General features: G+C 34.6%; 22 protein-coding genes. 21 read left to right on the top strand and 1 reads right to left on the bottom strand.

Features of this window, described 5'->3' with window-relative positions:
- Positions 1 to 15: 15 nt before the first annotated feature.
- The 12 genes from HYG84_RS03840 to HYG84_RS03785 all read left to right on the top strand — a co-directional run bounded on the left by HYG84_RS03840 (position 16) and on the right by HYG84_RS03785 (position 9,644).
- Complete coding sequence (locus HYG84_RS03840; RefSeq protein ID WP_212380812.1) at positions 16 to 1,101, top strand: glycosyltransferase family 4 protein; 1,086 nt, start codon at positions 16 to 18, stop codon at positions 1,099 to 1,101.
- Positions 1,102 to 1,249: 148 nt separating this feature from the next.
- Positions 1,250 to 2,389 (top strand): non-hydrolyzing UDP-N-acetylglucosamine 2-epimerase, encoded by a 1,140-nt coding sequence (wecB, locus tag HYG84_RS03835; RefSeq protein WP_212380811.1) that lies wholly within the window; start codon positions 1,250 to 1,252, stop codon positions 2,387 to 2,389.
- Between the two features lie 233 nt (positions 2,390 to 2,622).
- A complete protein-coding gene (locus HYG84_RS03830; protein ID WP_212380810.1) occupies positions 2,623 to 2,850 on the top strand; it encodes an AtpZ/AtpI family protein in 228 nt (75 codons plus the stop codon).
- Between the two features lie 4 nt (positions 2,851 to 2,854).
- Positions 2,855 to 3,262, top strand: coding sequence for an ATP synthase subunit I (locus tag HYG84_RS03825; protein ID WP_212380809.1), 408 nt, complete (start codon positions 2,855 to 2,857; stop codon positions 3,260 to 3,262).
- Positions 3,263 to 3,958, top strand: coding sequence for a F0F1 ATP synthase subunit A (atpB, locus tag HYG84_RS03820; protein ID WP_212380808.1), 696 nt, complete (start codon positions 3,263 to 3,265; stop codon positions 3,956 to 3,958).
- Between the two features lie 57 nt (positions 3,959 to 4,015).
- Entirely contained in the window at positions 4,016 to 4,282 is a 267-nt protein-coding gene (atpE, locus tag HYG84_RS03815) for an ATP synthase F0 subunit C (protein ID WP_212380807.1), read from the top strand.
- 55 nt (positions 4,283 to 4,337) lie between these two features.
- Positions 4,338 to 4,841, top strand: coding sequence for a F0F1 ATP synthase subunit B (atpF, locus tag HYG84_RS03810; protein WP_212380806.1), 504 nt, complete (start codon positions 4,338 to 4,340; stop codon positions 4,839 to 4,841).
- Positions 4,829 to 5,371 (top strand): F0F1 ATP synthase subunit delta, encoded by a 543-nt coding sequence (locus HYG84_RS03805; protein WP_212380805.1) that lies wholly within the window; start codon positions 4,829 to 4,831, stop codon positions 5,369 to 5,371. Before atpF ends, HYG84_RS03805 begins: the two co-directional genes overlap by 13 nt.
- Before the next feature lie 17 nt (positions 5,372 to 5,388).
- Complete coding sequence (gene atpA / locus HYG84_RS03800) at positions 5,389 to 6,906, top strand: F0F1 ATP synthase subunit alpha (protein ID WP_212380804.1); 1,518 nt, start codon at positions 5,389 to 5,391, stop codon at positions 6,904 to 6,906.
- Between the two features lie 36 nt (positions 6,907 to 6,942).
- Positions 6,943 to 7,812 carry an ATP synthase F1 subunit gamma gene (gene atpG, locus HYG84_RS03795; RefSeq protein WP_212380803.1) on the top strand — a complete coding sequence of 290 codons (870 nt, stop codon included), beginning with the start codon at positions 6,943 to 6,945 and terminating at the stop codon, positions 7,810 to 7,812.
- Positions 7,813 to 7,833: 21 nt separating this feature from the next.
- Positions 7,834 to 9,228: a F0F1 ATP synthase subunit beta gene (gene atpD, locus HYG84_RS03790; RefSeq protein WP_212380802.1), complete on the top strand. Its 1,395-nt coding sequence runs from the start codon at positions 7,834 to 7,836 to the stop codon at positions 9,226 to 9,228.
- Between the two features lie 8 nt (positions 9,229 to 9,236).
- A complete protein-coding gene (locus HYG84_RS03785; RefSeq protein ID WP_212380801.1) occupies positions 9,237 to 9,644 on the top strand; it encodes a F0F1 ATP synthase subunit epsilon in 408 nt (135 codons plus the stop codon).
- Positions 9,645 to 9,683: 39 nt separating this feature from the next.
- Here HYG84_RS03785 and HYG84_RS03780 read toward each other — a convergent pair whose 3' ends face one another.
- Positions 9,684 to 10,106: a NusG domain II-containing protein gene (locus HYG84_RS03780; protein ID WP_212380800.1), complete on the bottom strand. Its 423-nt coding sequence runs from the start codon at positions 10,104 to 10,106 to the stop codon at positions 9,684 to 9,686.
- A gap of 328 nt (positions 10,107 to 10,434) precedes the next feature.
- On the opposite strand from HYG84_RS03780, the gene HYG84_RS03775 reads away from it, so the two are divergent.
- From HYG84_RS03775 to flgG, 9 genes are all read left to right on the top strand, one after another.
- On the top strand, positions 10,435 to 10,962 hold the full coding sequence (locus HYG84_RS03775; protein ID WP_212380799.1) for a YueI family protein: 528 nt from the start codon (positions 10,435 to 10,437) through the stop codon (positions 10,960 to 10,962).
- Between the two features lie 218 nt (positions 10,963 to 11,180).
- Entirely contained in the window at positions 11,181 to 12,029 is an 849-nt protein-coding gene (locus HYG84_RS03770; RefSeq protein ID WP_212380798.1) for a YwmB family TATA-box binding protein, read from the top strand.
- Between the two features lie 58 nt (positions 12,030 to 12,087).
- The gene (gene murA / locus HYG84_RS03765) at positions 12,088 to 13,368 is read left to right on the top strand and encodes a UDP-N-acetylglucosamine 1-carboxyvinyltransferase (protein WP_212380797.1); all 1,281 of its coding nucleotides are present in this window, start codon (positions 12,088 to 12,090) and stop codon (positions 13,366 to 13,368) included.
- Positions 13,369 to 13,498: 130 nt separating this feature from the next.
- Positions 13,499 to 14,500 (top strand): stage II sporulation protein D, encoded by a 1,002-nt coding sequence (gene spoIID / locus HYG84_RS03760; RefSeq protein ID WP_212380796.1) that lies wholly within the window; start codon positions 13,499 to 13,501, stop codon positions 14,498 to 14,500.
- 91 nt (positions 14,501 to 14,591) lie between these two features.
- Positions 14,592 to 15,455 (top strand): M23 family metallopeptidase, encoded by an 864-nt coding sequence (locus HYG84_RS03755; protein ID WP_212380795.1) that lies wholly within the window; start codon positions 14,592 to 14,594, stop codon positions 15,453 to 15,455.
- A 64-nt stretch (positions 15,456 to 15,519) separates the two neighbouring features.
- A complete protein-coding gene (gene spoIIID / locus HYG84_RS03750) occupies positions 15,520 to 15,780 on the top strand; it encodes a sporulation transcriptional regulator SpoIIID (protein WP_212380794.1) in 261 nt (86 codons plus the stop codon).
- A gap of 251 nt (positions 15,781 to 16,031) precedes the next feature.
- Positions 16,032 to 17,054 (top strand): rod shape-determining protein, encoded by a 1,023-nt coding sequence (locus HYG84_RS03745; RefSeq protein WP_212380793.1) that lies wholly within the window; start codon positions 16,032 to 16,034, stop codon positions 17,052 to 17,054.
- 160 nt (positions 17,055 to 17,214) lie between these two features.
- A complete protein-coding gene (locus tag HYG84_RS03740) occupies positions 17,215 to 18,291 on the top strand; it encodes a flagellar hook-basal body protein (RefSeq protein ID WP_212380792.1) in 1,077 nt (358 codons plus the stop codon).
- A gap of 42 nt (positions 18,292 to 18,333) precedes the next feature.
- On the top strand, positions 18,334 to 19,128 hold the full coding sequence (flgG, locus tag HYG84_RS03735) for a flagellar basal-body rod protein FlgG (RefSeq protein WP_212380791.1): 795 nt from the start codon (positions 18,334 to 18,336) through the stop codon (positions 19,126 to 19,128).
- Positions 19,129 to 19,363: the final 235 nt, after the last annotated feature.

Below are 19,363 nucleotides of genomic sequence, written 5' to 3'. Positions count from 1 at the left end.
CTAAGGAGTGAAATCATGGAAAAACAAAATATTATTTTAGCGGCAAGTGCCGCATTTGTTATTGCGTTAGTAATTTCATACTTATTGACTCCCTATGCAAAAAAATTAGCCTATAAAATAGGCGCTATTGATATACCTAAGGATAATAGAAGAGTACACAAAGAACCTATGCCTAGGCTAGGTGGTATTGCTATTTACTCAGCCTTTGTTATTACTGCTATAGTTATGGCTGTATTTAATCCTAACATGCACCTTAACAGTGAGTTTAAAGGAATATTAATAGGTGTTACTATAATTGTAATGATAGGCATAGTTGATGATGTGAAACAAATTTCAGCTAAGTACAAATTAGCTGCTCAAATAGTCGCTGCTTTAATAGTAGTATATAGTGGTGTAACTATCGACTTTATTAATTTTCCTCTAGTAAAGAGTGAAAGCGGATATGTTTTTTTAAAGGCCTTAAAAATTCCCATGACTATTTTTTGGATAGTAGGTATTACTAATACAGTAAACTTAATTGATGGATTAGATGGATTAGCTGCAGGGGTTTCTGCTATAGCTTCCTTGTCTTTGGCTGCTGTTGCCTACAATATTGGTCAGTATAATGTTGCTATTTTGCTTGCAATATTAGCAGGGGCATCATCTGGATTTTTACCCTATAACTTTAACCCGGCACAAATTTTCATGGGAGATACAGGCTCCTTGGCAATAGGGTTTCTATTAGCTACTATTTCCGTGGAAGGTGTTATTAAAAAGGCTGCTACCATTGCAGTAGCTATACCTGTGCTAGCCTTGGGAGTACCTATATTTGATACTACATTTGCAATAATTAGAAGATTATTAAATGGTAGACCTATTATGGAAGCAGATAAGGGTCATCTACACCACAGGTTGTTAGATCATGGATTTAGTCAAAAACAAACTGTTATAACATTATATGCCATAAGTATGGTATTAGGTGGTAGTGCTGTAGTAGTGTCAAATGCTACAAGTAGAATATCTGCATACTTAGTTATTGCTGCTATATCATTGCTAGTTTTATTTGGAGCATTAAGAATGGGACTAATGAAAAAAGTCGAAGAAAGAAAAGCAAAAGTATAAGATATATTTTAGAAGGGCTTAGGTCCTTCTTTTCTATTTTTTGAAGGAAAAATAAAATATTTGTAGAAATAAGTATTAATGTTTTAGGTAATAATTTCAATGTTAAGATAGAATATAGATATTTTATGAAATGGAAAGGAAGAATAATATGGAAAAGTTAAAGGTAATGACTATATTTGGAACCAGACCAGAGGCCATAAAGATGGCTCCCCTAGTAAAAAAAATGGAGGAATATGAAGAGATAGAGTCTATAGTTTGTTTAACTGCCCAGCATCGTGAAATGCTTGATATGGTAGTAGAACTTTTTGATATTAAGCCACACTACGATCTAAATGTTATGAAACATGGGCAGACTATATCTGATATTACAGTGAAGGTATTAAAAGGAATAGAGGAAGTTCTAATTAAAGAAAAACCCCATGTTGTTTTGGTTCATGGCGATACATCTACCACGTTTGTAGGAGCACTGGCAGCTTTTTATCAAAAAATTAAAGTAGGACATGTCGAGGCGGGACTAAGAAGTGGCAATATATATTCTCCATATCCTGAGGAAATGAATAGAAAGCTTACAACGAACCTTGCAAGTATTCATTTTGCTCCTACAGATGGTAACTACAATAATTTAATAAAAGAAGGAGTAGATGACAAAGATATTTTTATTACTGGGAATACTGTAATAGATGCTCTGCTTTCTGTAGTTAAGAAAGATTATATATTTGAAAACCAGATTTTAAATAATATAGATTATGAAAATAAAAAAGTAATAGTAATGACATGCCATAGAAGAGAAAACTGGGGTAAACCTATGGAAGATATATTTACTTCCGTAAAGGAGCTGGCTCAGGAAAATAAAGAAGTTGAGGTAATATTTCCAGTACATTTAAATCCTAATATACGCTCATTGGCTAATAACATTATGGGAGATCAAGAAAATATTCATTTAATAGAGCCACTAGACTACGAACCTTTTGCAAACCTTTTAAATAAAGCATATTTAATATTAACAGACTCTGGTGGAATACAAGAAGAGGCCCCAGCTTTAGGAAAGCCTATTTTAGTTATGAGAACAGAAACAGAAAGACCAGAGGCTGCCGAGGCAGGTACTGTAAAAATAATAGGTGTAGAAAAGGATAATATCAAAGAAGGAGTAAATCTTCTACTAAATGATAAGCATGAATACGAAAAAATGGCAAATGCTATAAATCCATATGGAGATGGTAATGCATCTAAAAGAACTGTAGAAGCTTTACTGCAGTACTTTGGATATAGTAGTAGTAAAAGCCAATAAAATAGTCTGTGCTTAAAATCACATAAGTAATAAGAATATTGTAATAGGATAGACGACATGTAATATTTATTGAAATAATATGACTTTGATAATTTAATAATACAATATTCAAAAAAATATTAAAAAAATATTAAAAAGTTATGTTATAATGATATAATATAAAAAATTATTAGTTTATCGTATGCTTTACGTGGTATATAGTATCTTAAAGATTATAGTAAGTGGGCGATAATATGAAAAAAAAAGGTAGTGTATTTGAAAATTTGGCACTAATTAGTCAAATAGGTATTTCTATGGTTGTGTCCATTATGATTAGCCTATACATAGGAAAGTGGTTAGATGATCGATTAGGGACAGGGCCTGTATTTTTATTTATTTTTATAATAATAGGAATTGCTTCAGCTTTTATGAATGTATTTAAATTAATTGAGAGAGAGATAAGGCAGAAAAAAAGGAAGTGAAGAAATGGAAAGTTTACAGGATCTACAATTAAAACTTATAAAAGGAGTTTTAATTTTCAATATAATTGTTGGTGTAGGCAGTATTTTTATTTTTGATCCTTGGGTTCCATTTATAACAGGACAAGTTTTTGGTATGATTATATCAATACTTAATTTTCGTCTGCTTTCACTAACACTGCAAACTGCTATAAAGATGGAGTCTGCTAAAGCACAAGTTTATGTTGGTTCTAGATATGTCATTAGATTTTTGCTTATGGGAGTAGTTTTATTTATTTCCATTAAAGCAGACTATATAAATGTTTTAGGTACGATTATAGGATTAATTTCTTTGAAATTAATCATACTTATAACACAGGTGTTTAGCAATTTACAGTTTTTTAAAACCATCATTAAGAGAAAGGAGGTAAAATAAATGGAAGGTTTCGGTCCAAGAATTATCTTCGAAGTTGCAGGCATACCAGTTTCAGAAACTGTAGTTGTAACATGGATCATTATGGCTGTATTTGCCATTGTTTCAATAGTAATCACTCGAAATTTTGAGAAAATTCCAAAAGGAGCTCAAAATGTAGTAGAAATGCTAGTAGATACTATAAATAAATTTACCGTACAAACAATGGGTGAAGATAGGATAAATTTTGCTCCGTATATGGGTACTGTAATATTATTTTTAGCAGTTGGAAATTTAGCGGGTCTTGTAGGCCTCAGACCACCTACAGCAGACCTAAATACTACATTTGCATTATCAATGATTACTTTTTTCCTAATCCACTACAATTCAATAAAAGCAAGTGGAGTAGGTAGAAAATTGAAAGGGTATTTTGAGCCACTTCCTTTCTTATTCCCTATTAACGTACTGGGTGATGTAGCAACACCTATATCACTTGCTTTCCGTCTATTCGGAAACATTGTAGGTGGACTTGTTATTATGTCTTTACTATATGGGGCTCTTGCTAGCTTTAGTGGCATGATTGGATTAAAAGCCATACCAATTCTTCAAGCTGGTATTCCGATAGTTTTTCATGCCTATTTTGATGTATTTTCTGGAGTACTTCAGTCATTTATTTTCGTTATGCTTTCTATGGTATATATTTCAAATGCCATGGAGTAAGATATTACAAATAAAAATATTAAAAATTTATAAAGAAAATCGAGGAGGAATTTTATTATGGAACCAATTACAGGTAGAGCATTAATATTAGCAGCATCAGCTATAGGAGCAGGATTAGCTATGATCGCAGGTCTAGGACCAGGGATTGGACAAGGTATTGCAGCAGGTAAAGGCGCAGAGGCAGTAGGTAGACAACCAGAAGCACAAGGAGATATTTTAAGAACTATGTTACTTGGACAAGCGGTTGCAGAGACAACAGGTATTTATTCACTAGTTATTGCGTTAATATTATTATTCGCTAATCCGTTATTAGGGCTACTATAATAAGAATGAGGGAGATGATATTATCTCCCTATATCTTAAGAAAGGAGGCAGACAAATGCTTGGATTAGTGGAATTTAATGCTACATTTTTTATGCAGCTAGTAAATACCTTAATAATGTTTTTAATATTAAAACATTTTTTATTTAAGCCAGTAACAGAATTTATGGATAAACGTACAAAAACTATAGAAGCTTCCATACAGGAGGCAGAACTTAAAAATAAACAATCCGATGAATTAAAGGCTCAATATGAAAGTAAGTTAACAGAGATTAAAAAAGAAAGAAACCAAATAATTGATGATGCCACAAAGAGAGCTCAAAGTAGAAGTGATGAAATAGTTGATGCAGCAGATGAAGAAGCAAGAAAAGCTATTGAAAGAGCAAGAATGGAAATTGAAAGAGAAAAACAAAAAATGATGAATGACTTAAAGGGTGAAATTTCTCAGCTTGCTATTGCTGCAGCAGAAAAGGTAATCGAAAAGGATCTAGATCAAAGGGCTCACCAACAAATGATCCAGCAATTTATTGATAAGGCAGGGGAAACACAATGGCAGAATTAGTATCTAAAAGATATGCAAGTGCCCTTTTCGAAATTGCTTTTGAAGAGCAGGTCTATGAAAAGGTAAAGGATGAACTTAACTTTATAGTAGACTGTTTTAAAAGTGAGCCACAGCTTTATCAAATATTAAAAAGTCCTTTAATTTCTGCTGATGAGAAAAAAGATATGGTGTCTAATGTTTTTAAAGATAGAGTAAGTCAAGAAGTTTTTAACTTCTTACGTATTATTATAGACAAAGGAAGAGAAGGTTACATTGAGGCTATGGTTAAGGAGTATATAGCCTTAGCTGATGCTGTTAAAAATAAGGTAGATGCAGTAGCAATCACTGCTATACCTATGGACAAACAGGATCTATTAAAGCTACAAGTAAATCTTTCTATGTCTTCAGGAAAAAATATTCAATTACAAAATCAAGTAGACCCTACAATTATTGGAGGAGTTCTTGTGAAAATTGGTGATAAGGTAATTGATGGAACTGTTAAAAGTCGACTTGCAAACATGCAAGAGCAATTGTCACAAATATTAGTATAGGAACAGGGGTGATAGTAGTGAATCTCAGACCTGAGGAAATTAGTTCAATTATTAAAGAACAAATTAAGAGATATGAAAATAAATTAGAGGTCAAGGATGTTGGTACCGTTATCCAGGTTGGAGACGGTATTGCAAGAATCCACGGGCTGGAAAAGTGTATGGCTGGAGAACTTTTGGAGTTTCCTAACTCAATATATGGAATGGCTTTAAACCTTGAGGAGGACAACGTTGGTTGCGTTCTTTTAGGCTCCGATGAAGCTATTCGTGAAGGTGATACAGTCAAACGTACTGGGAAAATCGTAGAAGTCCCAGTAGGAGAAGCATTACTTGGACGTGTTGTTAATGCTTTAGGACAACCTATCGATGGTAAAGGTCCTATTAGTGCTAATACTTATCGTGAAGTAGAAAGAGTTGCACCAGGGATTATTGCGAGAAAATCTGTTCACGAGCCTATGCAAACAGGAATAAAGGCCATAGACTCTATGATACCAATTGGTAGAGGACAAAGGGAGCTTATTATAGGTGACCGTCAAACAGGAAAAACTGCTCTAGCTATCGATACAATAATTAACCAAAAAAATACAGACGTAATTTGTATTTATGTGGCTATCGGGCAAAAGAAATCAACTGTAGCACAGATTAAGGATACTTTAGAAAAAGCTGGTGCTATGGATTATACTATTATAGTATCATCCACTGCAGATGAACTTGCACCGCTTCAATATTTAGCACCTTATGCAGGATGCGCTATGGGTGAAGAGTTTATGGAAAATGGAAAGCATGTTTTAATCATATATGATGACCTTTCAAAACACGCTGTAGCATATCGTGCCATGTCATTGCTACTTAGAAGACCACCGGGACGTGAGGCTTACCCTGGAGATGTATTCTACTTACACAGTAGATTACTAGAAAGAGCTGCAAAGCTAAGTGATGAAAGAGGCGGAGGTTCATTAACCGCACTACCTCTTATTGAAACCCAAGCAGGAGATGTTTCTGCATATATTCCAACTAACGTAATTTCTATTACAGATGGTCAGATATTCTTGGAGACAGAGCTTTTTAATGCTGGTGTTAGACCTGCGGTAAACCCTGGTATTTCAGTATCTAGGGTTGGTGGTAGTGCTCAAATTAAAGCTATGAAAAAAGTAGCTGGTACTCTAAGACTTGAACTTGCTCAATATAGAGAGCTTGCAGCCTTTGCTCAATTCGGATCAGATTTAGATAAAGAAACTCAAGAACGTTTATCCCAAGGGGAAAGAATTCTTGAAATATTAAAGCAACCACAGTACGACCCAATGCCTGTTGAAAAGCAAGTAATGATTATATACGCTACAACTAAGAAATATCTAACGGATATTGCAGTAGAGGATATTAGAGATTTTGAAGCAGACTTCCTAAAGTTTATGGACAATGAGTATCCTGAAGTAGGAAAAGCTATTGTTACTACAGGAAATCTTGATGGAGAAACAGAGGAGAAGCTAAAAGAGGCTATAGAAAGCTTTAAGAAGCAGTTCAAGGCAGAAAGGGAATAAAAGCAGAGTGCTGCTAATCCCAGGAGGTGAAAAGGTTTGGCTGGATTAGGAATGCGGGATATTAAGCGTCGTATTAAGAGTGTTAACAGTACAAAGCAAATTACAAAGGCTATGGAGCTAGTAGCTTCTTCTAAAATGAAAAAATCAAGGGAACGTCTAGAAAAGACAAGACCTTACTTTAATGCAGTAAGGGATGCTGTTAGTGATATAATATCCAGTACCAAAGGAGTAAAGCATGAGCTTATTACTCCAAGGGAAGTCAAAAATACTGGATATATTGTAATTTCGGCAGATAGAGGGCTAGCTGGAGGCTATAACGCCAATGTTATTAAAGCAGCGACTGGGCATATGAAGGAAAAGAATAAGGTATCTGTAATATCTATTGGACAAAAGGCAAGGGACTACTTTAGAAAAAGAAACTATGATTTAGATGGTGAGTTTACCCATATTTCTGAAGACCCTACTTACTCAGATGCACAAAAGATCGGAAGATTAAGTGTAGAATTATATAAACAGGGTTTGGTTGATGAGGTATATTTAGTGTATACAGAATTTTTAACCACTATTAGCTATAATCCAAAGGTTATTAAGCTTTTGCCTTTAGAGTCACAGGCTGATGAAACTAAAAAAGAAAAGGTAAAATCAACGGAACTTATGAGCTATGAACCTTCTCCAGAAGCAGTTTTAAGCTATTTGATTCCTAAATATATAGACAGCACTATTTATGGAGCTCTTGTAGAATCTGCTACTAGTTATCAAAGTGCTACAAAGATAGCTATGGAAAGCGCTACAGATAATGCAACTGAAATGATTGATAAGCTGCAGTTACAATATAACCGTGCAAGACAGGCATCTATCACCCAAGAGATTACAGAAATTGTTGGAGGAGCCGAAGCATTGAGTTAAAAGATAAGGAGGTCAGATTATATGGCTGAAGGAAATGTAGGTAAGCTGGTACAAATAATTGGACCGGTTGTAGATATACGATTCAGCAGAGAGAATCTACCAAATCTATTAAATGCTATTGAGATTGAAGGACCAGATGGCAAAATTATAGTAGAAGTATCCCAACACACAGGAGATGATACGGTCCGTTGTGTTGCCATGAACTCTACGGATGGACTTGTTCGTGGCATGGACGCAAAAGATACAGGAGGTCCAATCACTGTTCCAGTAGGTAGGGAAACTTTAGGTAGAATTTTCAATGTAATAGGAGAACCGGTTGATGAAAAGGGGCCAGTTAATTCTAAGTTTAATGCACCTATTCATAGACAAGCACCAAGTTTTGAAGAACAAGCAACTTCTTCAGAAATTTTAGAAACTGGGATTAAGGTAGTAGACCTTATTGCACCTTACTTAAAGGGTGGAAAGATCGGTTTGTTTGGTGGTGCTGGGGTTGGTAAAACCGTATTAATTATGGAGCTTATTAACAACATCGCTAAAGAGCACGGTGGACTTTCTGTATTCTCCGGAGTAGGAGAGAGAACAAGGGAAGGAAACGACCTATACAATGAGATGATAGAGTCTGGAGTTATCGACAAAACATCTCTAGTTTATGGACAGATGAACGAACCACCAGGAGCCAGAATGCGTGTTGCCTTAACAGGACTTACAATGGCAGAACACTTTAGAGATCAAGAAGGACAAGACGTACTTTTATTCATTGATAATATATTCAGATTTACACAGGCAGGTAGTGAGGTTTCAGCTCTACTTGGACGTATGCCTAGTGCTGTTGGATACCAACCAACACTAGCTACAGAAATGGGTGCACTTCAAGAAAGAATCACTTCTACTAAGAAGGGCTCTATCACTTCTGTACAGGCAGTTTATGTACCGGCAGATGACTTAACTGACCCAGCTCCTGCTACAACATTTGCTCACTTAGATGCTACTACAGTACTTTCTCGTCAAATAGTTGAGCTTGGTATTTATCCTGCCGTAGATCCACTAGATTCTAACTCTAGGGTATTAGATCCAGCTGTTGTAGGAGCAGAGCATTATAAAGTAGCCAGAGGGGTACAGGAAGTACTTCAAAGATATAAAGAGCTACAAGATATTATCGCTATTTTAGGTATGGATGAATTATCAGATGAAGATAAATTAACAGTTGCTAGAGCAAGAAAAGTCCAGCGTTTCCTTTCTCAACCATTCAGTGTTGCAGAGCAGTTTACTGGTATGCCTGGTAAATACGTTCCACTTAAGGAAACAATTAGAGGATTTAGAGAAATATTAGAAGGAAAGCACGATGATATTCCAGAGTCAGCCTTCCTATTTGTAGGAACAATTGATGAAGCTGTAGAAAAAGCTAAAGGGAAGTAGGTGATCATATGGCATCTACATTTCGTCTTCAAATAGTTACACCAAGTCGTATGTTTTATGATGATGAAGTAGAAATGACCATCGTTAGAACTATAGAAGGTGACCTGGGGATTATGAAAAATCATGCGCTTATGGTAGCTCCTCTAAACATTGGAAAGGTTAGAATTAAAAAAGATGGGCAGTTTAAAGAAGCTGCTATCTCTGAAGGTTTCGTACAGATAGAATCAGATTATACTAGAATTATAACAGATTCTGCAGAATGGCCAGAGGAAATAGATGTTAAAAGGGCAGAAGAAGCTAAAGAAAGAGCAGAAAGACGCCTTGCTGCTAGTAAAAGCGATATAGATAAAGTAAGAGCAGAAATAGCTCTTAAGAAGGCTCTAAACAGATTAGACGTAGCAGATGAAAAGAAATAGAAAAGTGAGGTTGCATATGCAATCTCACTTTTCTATTTCTTACTGTACTATAATATCAAACATATCATCATCTGCTGCTGTAGCACCTTCAACAGTTACATACATCCTAATAGGAAGAGCCACTATCATCTGATATGACTCGCTAATCCATCCCATTTCTTTATGAATACTTAAAGGTACTACCTCGTCTGGTAGTCTATGGAGCATTACCTTACCATCTTTCATTTCAAACCGCGCTTTATATTCCTTTCCCCTAACCTCAAAAGGAATCTCTTTAAACTCCGATTCGGGAGTATTTGTTAATGTAAAACGAGCAACTTCCTTGCCATCAATATTTACAACTACTTGTTTTTCAGAACCTGCACTTGTTAGTAATGTAGGTATGGCAAAAATACTAGCTATACTAGCTACCAAAATAAAAATAATTAATATTTTATCTGCCTTAGTCATTATTTTAAACATTTTTCCCACCTCCTAGGAGGATAATAGTTAGTCACATAAAAATATTATATCTTATTTTCCTTGTCTAAGAAAGTATAAGTTTTTAACAATAGACGGTTTATAAAGATGTAGAAGGTCAGTATTATTCTGAGCACTTTAAATTTAGTATGAATTCTGATGGCTTGAAGTTTTGATAACTGTTTAAAATTCAAGTATAATAGCATTAGAAGACCTTTAATAAGTTTAAAAACGAATTATTTTATCATATTATCATATTGTTATATTGTAAAACAATGCGTGAAGGGTATAATAAATGACATAGCATTTAAAACAAGAGGAGAGAGCACCGATGATGGACAAAAGTGAATTGGAGAAAACGATAGAATATGCTATAGGTGGTACACCACAAATAAAGCCTGATGAAAAACGAAAATGGCTAGGAGAGTTTAGAGAAAGAGTCATATTAGGATTAACTATGGAGCAATCTTCTATGATTGAGGCACAAGACTATGTAGAAGATGCCTTAAAGGATAATATGGCAGAAATTATTATAGTAAATCAAAAAATACCTATGGAAGTAATGTCTAAGTACATGAAACTAGCTAAGGATACAAGCAAAGAGTTCAAAACTATATCTACTAATAGTGAAGAAGCAATGGGTATTGTAGTAGTTAGCCGCCAAGCCGTAGAAAGAGAAGATGTAGAGGTAAAAATAAAGGAAGTGCCTGCAAGATTTAAAGAAACTAATAGTAAGGAAATATGTGGAGATTGTTATAAAGAGGTAAGTGTTAAATGGCCTAGTTTTAGTAAAAGATTTAAAAAGTTTGGGCTTTTAGATAGAATCATGGGCGCAAAGTGCCCTATTTGTAAAAAGTAATAGACATAGATACAAGATAAATTAACATATAATTATAAGTATATAATTATAAGTATATAATTATAAAAATAATGTATAGTCTCCTTTTATTGGGTCAATAATTAAAGACAGAGGGAAGGTTTTAGGTTGTAATATAGATGTTTTTCGTCCCCCTTTAACATCATACTACAATTTTAAAACTTTCCTTTTTATTAGATTTAATAAGGAGGAAATACATTATGAGAAGATATTCTTTACTCGGACTTATTTCTATTTTACTTGTAGGGATTTTATATAACTCATCGGCCCAGCCTGTTAAAAATATAGATGCGGATTTATTACAGGAAGAATTGCTACTTTTACAGGCTATAGAAATGGGTGGATTTCAGATGGAAGAATTTAATATAAATAAATCGGGTTTTATTCCTAATACATTTCTTACCATGGAAGAGCTTGAAGAAAAACAAACAGAGATAATGGATGCTTTAAATATAAATGGAGAAGTAGTACGAATTAATATGGATGAAATACAGGAATATGGACATAGGGATTATTTTGAAGATCCATTAGATATTGAGGCGGAAACTATTTTAGAACAAAGAGTAGAAGATGAAGGATACCATGAGATCATAACATTTGTACCTAATGAAGAAGGCAATGTTACCGTAATAAAACTACTTAGTACCCAAATAGTGGGAGAGTCTGAAACGTATATTATTGTTGACATAGTTGAAAATAAAAGATATAAAGAAATAGTGGATATTAGTAATCAAGTGGAGAATATACTAGAGAACTACGCAAATGAAATACAAACTACAATCAACTTAACAGGAGCACATTTAGGTATGCTTGCTAAAGCTGAGGAAAAGCAAAAACAGGAAGCAATATTTAGTTTTTTAGAAGCTAAGAAGATAGAAGTTTTGGAAGATGAACTTTTTACCAGTATTACTGCATATAGTCCATTAATTTCTTCCTCTATTAACTACGGGGGCAGAAGTGTAAACCTTCAGTTGGCTATGAGATACAGTGAATACGAAGATAAAACCTATTTGTGGATTGCCAATCCTCTGATTACTACAGCTTATTAAATAATAGTAAATAGTAAAATGCTTATATTCAATCGTGATAGAAAGTGAGGAAGAAGCATTGTCAAAAATTATCGTTCAAAAAAGCAGACCATTACAAGGAACTGTTCGTGTAAGTGGAGCTAAAAATGCTGTTTTGCCAATATTGGCAGCTACCTTGTTATCTACTGAAAAGTGTGTTTTGGAAGAAGTACCAGCTTTAAGAGATGTAGACGTAATTTGCGAAGTGTTATCAAGTCTTGGGGCAGATGTAAAGCGTTTAGAAAGAGATAAAATAGAAGTTATGGCACATGACATAGATGAAATAGAAGCGCCATACGAGCTAGTTAGAAAGATGAGGGCATCTTTTCTAGTTATGGGACCTCTTTTGGCTCGAATGGGCAAGGCAAGAATTTCCATGCCTGGTGGATGTGCTATTGGCACAAGACCTATTGACCTTCACTTAAAGGGCTTCAAAGCCTTAGGTGCAGAGATTACAATAGGTTATGGTTTTGTAGAAGCAACAGCAGAAAGATTAATTGGTAGTAAAATTTATTTAGATTTTCCTAGCGTAGGAGCTACAGAAAATATTATGATGGCTGCTGTATTAGCAGAAGGACAAACAGTTATTGAAAACGCAGCAGAAGAACCAGAAATTACAGATTTAGCTAATTTTCTAAATAAAATGGGAGCGGATATTAAAGGTGCAGGTACAGATACTATTAAAATTAATGGAGTAGAAAAGCTTGGAGGAGCTGTACACTCCGTTATTCCAGACAGAATAGAGGCAGGAACATACATGATAGCTGCAGCTATTACAGGAGGAAATGTCTTAGTAGATAATGTTGTACCAGACCATTTAAAGCCTGTTATTGCAAAACTAAAGGAATGTAATATTGAGGTAATGGAAGAAGGTAATGGTATAAGAGTTATAGGAAAAAACAGACCGAAGGCAGTAGATATTAAAACCATGCCTTATCCTGGATTTCCTACAGATATGCAGTCTCAATTTATGGCATTAATGAGTGTGGCAGATGGTACTAGCATAGTTATTGAGACTGTGTTTGAAAATCGATTTATGCATGTTAGCGAGTTAAAAAGAATGGGTGCAGATATTAAGATAGAAGGCCGTAGTGCTATTATAGAAGGCAAAGAAGCTTTACTAGGGGCACCAGTAAAGGCTACAGACCTAAGAGCTGGAGCTGCTTTGATTTTATCGGGATTGGTATCAGATGGAATAACAGAGATTACAAATACCTATCATATCGATAGGGGTTATGTAGATATAGAGGAAAAATTAAGATCTCTAGGAGCTAATATATATAGAGAAGAAAATTTAGAAGAGGAAGAAGAGTTGGCTTAGGTTTTAATTGTAAGCTAAGGTGCCAGTCATTAGGTTGATAACTTAATGACTGGCACCTATTTTATAGTTCTAAAAACTTGGTTCCCCACATATACCTTATACTATACTAGACGATAAGGGGTTGTATCAGATGAAGGGTATTGTTTGGGGAATTATTTTTTTTGTAGTTGTGACTTTATTTATGCCAATGTTTATAGTAACTAGCTGTGATATATCTATTCCAAATAGAGACAAGCCTATAGAGAAAAAAATTGTAGAGTCAGACTTAGTTGTAACAGTATATAACCACGCTACAGACAAAATTATGGAGCTAGGACTAGAAGAATATATTATAGGAGTTGTTGCTGGAGAGACACCAGCTGCATTTGAAATAGAAGCTCTAAAGGCTCAAGCTGTGGCTGCCAGAACCTATGCCCTTTGGAAAAGAAGTGCATATGTAGAAGCAGGAAATCCAGATCATCCTGGAGCGATTCTATGCACCAGTCATCTCCATTGTCAGGAGTGGCTATCTCCGGAAGACCTTAGAGAACGCCATGGTAAGAAGTGGATAAAAGAATATCTACCTAAAATAGAAGATGCAGTAATGTCTACTAAGGGGGTTATTATGACTTACAATATGAAGCCTATCGAGCCCCTATATCACTCTACAAGTGGAGGGCGTACAGAAAACTCAGAAGATGTATTTACCACTGCCGTCCCATATTTACGAAGTGTGTCCAGTCCCTATGAAGAAGGGTCTCCAGTGTTGGTAGATCAATATAAAATTTCTATAAAGGATTTTATATCAACAATTAAAGGTAAATATAAGGACTTGAAGGTCGATGATAAGAAAATTGCCTCAGAAATAAATATATTAGAAAGAAGTAGTGGAGGTAATATAAAGAAAATTAAAATAGGTAATAAGGAGTTTACAGGTAGGGAAGTTAGAGAGTTATTTGGCTTAAGATCGGCCAATTTTACTGTTGATATTAGAGGTAAGGATATACACTTTACTACAAAAGGCTATGGTCATGGAGTAGGTATGAGCCAATGGGGGGCCAATGGAATGGCTAAACAAGGTAGTACATTTAGTGATATTCTAAAACATTATTACCAAGGAGTCACTCTAAGCGTATTGAAGAGTCACAAATAGTAAAATTAATATCATAAAAAATTAAAAAAATCCCATCTCATTTGTATAGAAGCTTTTTAAGTGGTCATAATAACAAAAGGAGGTGGGATCTATGTCATTAGAAAATAACAATAACAATGACAGAAATAAAAAAGAAAAAAAGTCCCTTTATCAAACTATGGACAAACAAGGATTTTATATTATTTTAATACTATGTGTAGCTATCATTGCTGCTACAGCCATTTGGGTCAATAACCAGAAGGAAGATTACTTCATTGGTGAAGGTCCCACTAATCCATTTGAGGAAGATATGCAGCCAGAGGTAACCTTAGTGGAAGACAATGAAGCTGTAGAAGAAACTGATGATGCACAGGAAACAGGGAAAATTGGTCAAGGGAAACCAGTAGAAGAAGATGAAAAATCTTCTGATGCTCCAAAGAATCAAGTAAAGCAAGATGGTAAAGACAATAAAAAAGAAGATATTCAAAAAGATAGTGGTAAAGAAGAAAAATTGGAAGAAACAGCTGTACCAGAAGCTAGCGAAGAAGCTTCAGCTAGTGTAAGTATGATGGTTCCAGTAATAGGAAGATTAACACTACCTTTTGCAGATGATCACTTAGTTTATCATAAAACTTTAGATCAATGGAGTACTCATAAGGGAATAGACATTCAGGCGACAGAAGGATCACCGGTAAAGGCAGCCCTTGATGGTGAAATAGTAGAGGTTATTAACGATACTATTATGGGAATTACTATTACAATTAAACATAATGATGATATGCTTACAAGATATAGCAATCTGTCTACAGATGCAATGGTTAAGGTGGGAGATCAAGTTGAAAAGGGGCAAACTATTAGTGGAGTTGGTAAAACGGCATCCAATAAAACTTTAGAAGGCCCAGTACTACATTTTCAAGTACTTAAAGATGATAAGTTTATAGATCCACAAATATACTTAGGTAAATTAAATAAGTAATTCTAAATTGCTAATTCCTCTCATATTATAGATTAAGACGCTATAATAGAGGGGGGTTAATGCTGTGAAGGACTACATAGAGAAGCGAGCTATAGAGATAGCTAACTACATTATTAACGAGGGAGCTACCGTTAGGCAAACAGCTCGTATATTTGGGGTAAGCAAAAGTACAGTCCATAAAGACGTAACAGAAAGACTTCCTAAGATAAACCCTCTAATGGCTAATCAAGTAAAAGATATACTTGATGCTAATAAGGCAGAAAGACACATAAGAGGCGGCAAAGCTACGAAGATGAAATATAAATCAATAAACAAGATAAGATAAAACAAGAATTATTAGCTATTAGTAAATTTAAAAAAGACCTCCCACAAAGGAGGTCTTTTTGTATTTTCTAATTTAAAAATAAATTTATGAAATTTATGTAAATAAAGAAGGTATTTTTACATTTATAAAGAATAAGATATAGTTGAAAACAATGTCTTTTTTTGTAGTATAATGGTAAAATTAATGATAGAATTATTAAAAAGTATAATATACAAAATTTAAATAATTATATGAAATTGGGGGGTAATATAATGTTGGGTTTTGGTGCGGATATTGGTATAGATCTGGGTACCGCAAGTGTTTTGGTATTTATAAAAGGAAAGGGGATTGTTTTACAGGAGCCTGCTGTAGTGGCAATTGATAAAAATAATAATCAGGTGCTAGCTGTAGGAGAGGAAGCACGCAGGATGCTAGGTAGAACACCTGGTAACATAGTTGCTATTAGACCTTTAAAGGATGGGGTTATTTCAGACTATGATGTAACAGAGAGAATGTTAAAATACTTTATTCAGAAAACAATTGGTAAAAAGTTATTTTTTAAACCTAAGATTATTGTATGTGTTCCTAGCGGAGTTACAGAGGTTGAAAAGAGAGCTGTTATTGATGCTACCAACGAAGCAGGTGCAAGAACAACTTATTTAATAGAAGAACCAATTGCAGCTGCTATAGGAGCTGGTCTAGATATTGCACAACCAAATGGACATATGGTAGTAGATATAGGTGGTGGAACTACTGATATTGCGGTTATATCATTAGGCGGAATAGTTGTAAGTACTTCTATTAAAGTAGCAGGAGATAGATTTGACGAAGCAATTACCCGTTATATGAGAAAACGCCATAATATTATGATTGGTGAAAGAACCGCTGAAGATATTAAGATTAATGTTGGTGGAGCATATCCTCGTACACAACAAGTTTTTATGGATGTAAAAGGAAGAAACCTTGTTTCTGGCCTTCCTGTCAATATAAAAGTAAGCAGTGAAGAAATTTTAGAAGCATTAGAAGAAGCTGTAGCTACTATTGCCGATGCCGTACATAGTGTATTAGAAAAAACTCCACCAGAACTAGCTTCGGACATTGCTAACCAAGGTATTGTTATGACTGGTGGTGGTGCCCTTTTATGGGGATTTAATAAACTTATAGAAAAGAGAACTGGTATTCCAGTGTATATTGCGGAAGAGGCAGTTTCCTGTGTTGCCAAGGGAACAGGTAGTGCTTTAGATTCTTTAGAAATGTTGGCAAGAAGTCAAAGTGCTAAAAATAGTTATAAGTAGGATCAGAGTTAAAGGCTAAGACGTAATGTCCTAGCCTATATTTTTATAGGTATTTGGTACTAATTATATAGACATCTATTAATAAGAAGCAAAAAGACCTATAGAAAAGTATAGCTCAATCCGATAATATATTAGATAGATTAAAGTACGAGGTGAAAATATGTTTAGGGGACTATATACAGCTGTATCTTCAATGCAAACTAATCAAAAGATGTTGGATATCGCATCAAACAATATGGCTAATGTGAATACTACTGGATTTAAAAAAGATGTTATTATATCAGAAACATTTCCAGAGACTCTAATAAAAAAAATAAATGGACAATTACCTACAGAGGCTGTCAAACTGGATGGTAAATTAGAAGTCAGTAGGGATGGAGAAGGATTTCAATTAGCCACAGAAAGAGGATTTTTTACAGTAAACAGTCCGATGGGAACGAGCTATAGCAGGGAGCTTAAATTTACTGTAGATGAAAATGGGTATTTAAGGACTTATAGCCGCAACATTCAAGGGCAAATAGACACTTCTGAAGGAAACTTTGTTTTAGATGGACAAGGTAGAAGAATTCAGGTAGGAAATAACGATATCGATATAAATGAAACAGGGCAACTAATGGCTAATGGAGCTGTAGTGGCTGATTTAATACATAGGCCAGCAACTAATACTATTGGAACTATTAACAGTGGACGTAGATTTGAAAGAACACATATTAACTTTATACAAGGAACATTAGATGAAACAGGAAATAACTTAAATTTTGCTATAAATGGAAGTGGTTTTTTCAAAGTAGGTACTCCTAACGGGGAAATGTACACTAGAAACGGAAGCTTTACTCTAAGTCAAAATGGACAAATCGTTACATCTGAAGGCTACCCGTTACTAGGTCAAAATGGCCCTATTACACTAGCTAATACCGATTTTCAGCTTGGTACAAGAGGACAAGTTATTGCTAATGGACAAGTAGTAGATCAATTCGATATGATTAATGTTTCAAATGTTAATAATCTTGATAAGCACGGACAGTCTTACTATGTAGTAAGGGAAGGATTACAAATAGAGGAAACGCCTTTTGAAGGTGAAATACTTCAAGGTTTTTTAGAAGGATCTAATATTAATCCTATAAATGAAATGATAAATATGATAAATATAATGAGGTCCTACGAATCTAGCAATAGAGTAGTAAAGGCTTATGACGATATTCTACAAAGAGCAGCAAATGATGTAGGAAAACTATAGACAATAATGCGTTCTTCACATTTACAATAAGGGGGAAAAACAATGAGAGCTTTATGGACAGCCGCTTCTGGTATGAAGGCCCAACAGCTAAATATGGATACAATCTCTAACAACCTAGCTAACGTAAATACAACATCCTATAAAAGGCAAAAAGTAGAATTTAAGGATTTACTATATGCAAATCTAAGAACTACTAATTTAAACGATGGACAGGGTAGTCCTGTAAATTTACAGGTAGGTCATGGTGTAATGCCGGTTGCTACTAGTAGAATGTTTACTACGGGCAATTTAGAAAGAACAGATAATCCCTTTGATATGGGTATAAGTGGAGATGGTTTTTTTGTAATCGAAGACCCAAGTGGGAATCGTTTCTATACTAGAGATGGGAATTTTAAGCTAAGTGTAGAATTTGATGAAATGAGACTAGTAACTTCAGATGGATATACTGTAGTATCTGATTTCGATGATGCTATATATTTTGAAGAAGGCATGAAAGATATTACAGTAAACGAAAGTGGACTTATTACCGCAGAAACTCAAGATGGAGAAATTGAAGAAATTGCTACTATTGCCCTTGCCAAGTTTATTAATAACGAAGGACTCGAAGCAGTAGGAAAAAATCTATATAAGGAAACCGTGGCTTCTGGTGAGCCAATATATATGGAGGAAGAAGAAAGAACTAGTGATATTATGCAATATTATTTGGAAACCTCAAATGTACAAATAGTAGATGAGATGGTACGTTTAATTACAGCACAGAGAGCCTACGAGATTAACTCCAAAACCATACAAACAGCAGATGAAATGTTGGGTATGGCGAATAACCTAAGAAGGTAATTAAAAAAATAAAGACTAATTTAATATTAAAAGTTAAGGGGACTAGTCCAGTGGCATAGCGTAACTGCGTCAATGGTCCTGTTTTCTTGGCTTTTTGTTGCCCAATGGTTTTGAAAGTCTATTTTTATGTCGAATGTCTTGACAATTAGTCATATGATTACAGAACAAAAAATAGGACTTTAGTGCTAAAATTGTAAGTATAAGCATAATATAGGGGGATAACTATGGAGATAAA

Source organism: Alkaliphilus sp. B6464 (genome assembly GCF_018141165.1).
Classification (GTDB): domain Bacteria; phylum Bacillota; class Clostridia; order Peptostreptococcales; family Natronincolaceae; genus Alkaliphilus_B.
This window is presented reverse-complemented; position numbering and strand designations above follow the sequence as displayed.

Coding starts and splice junctions, on each gene's coding strand:
- HYG84_RS03840 (WP_212380812.1), top strand. CDS start 16: ATGGAAAAACAAAATATTATTTTAGCGGCAAGTGCCGCATTTGTTATT.
- wecB (WP_212380811.1), top strand. CDS start 1,250: ATGGAAAAGTTAAAGGTAATGACTATATTTGGAACCAGACCAGAGGCC.
- HYG84_RS03830 (WP_212380810.1), top strand. CDS start 2,623: ATGAAAAAAAAAGGTAGTGTATTTGAAAATTTGGCACTAATTAGTCAA.
- HYG84_RS03825 (WP_212380809.1), top strand. CDS start 2,855: ATGGAAAGTTTACAGGATCTACAATTAAAACTTATAAAAGGAGTTTTA.
- atpB (WP_212380808.1), top strand. CDS start 3,263: ATGGAAGGTTTCGGTCCAAGAATTATCTTCGAAGTTGCAGGCATACCA.
- atpE (WP_212380807.1), top strand. CDS start 4,016: ATGGAACCAATTACAGGTAGAGCATTAATATTAGCAGCATCAGCTATA.
- atpF (WP_212380806.1), top strand. CDS start 4,338: ATGCTTGGATTAGTGGAATTTAATGCTACATTTTTTATGCAGCTAGTA.
- HYG84_RS03805 (WP_212380805.1), top strand. CDS start 4,829: ATGGCAGAATTAGTATCTAAAAGATATGCAAGTGCCCTTTTCGAAATT.
- atpD (WP_212380802.1), top strand. CDS start 7,834: ATGGCTGAAGGAAATGTAGGTAAGCTGGTACAAATAATTGGACCGGTT.
- HYG84_RS03785 (WP_212380801.1), top strand. CDS start 9,237: ATGGCATCTACATTTCGTCTTCAAATAGTTACACCAAGTCGTATGTTT.
- HYG84_RS03780 (WP_212380800.1), bottom strand. CDS start 10,106: ATGTTTAAAATAATGACTAAGGCAGATAAAATATTAATTATTTTTATT.
- HYG84_RS03775 (WP_212380799.1), top strand. CDS start 10,435: ATGATGGACAAAAGTGAATTGGAGAAAACGATAGAATATGCTATAGGT.
- HYG84_RS03770 (WP_212380798.1), top strand. CDS start 11,181: ATGAGAAGATATTCTTTACTCGGACTTATTTCTATTTTACTTGTAGGG.
- spoIID (WP_212380796.1), top strand. CDS start 13,499: ATGAAGGGTATTGTTTGGGGAATTATTTTTTTTGTAGTTGTGACTTTA.
- HYG84_RS03755 (WP_212380795.1), top strand. CDS start 14,592: ATGTCATTAGAAAATAACAATAACAATGACAGAAATAAAAAAGAAAAA.
- HYG84_RS03745 (WP_212380793.1), top strand. CDS start 16,032: ATGTTGGGTTTTGGTGCGGATATTGGTATAGATCTGGGTACCGCAAGT.
- HYG84_RS03740 (WP_212380792.1), top strand. CDS start 17,215: ATGTTTAGGGGACTATATACAGCTGTATCTTCAATGCAAACTAATCAA.
- flgG (WP_212380791.1), top strand. CDS start 18,334: ATGAGAGCTTTATGGACAGCCGCTTCTGGTATGAAGGCCCAACAGCTA.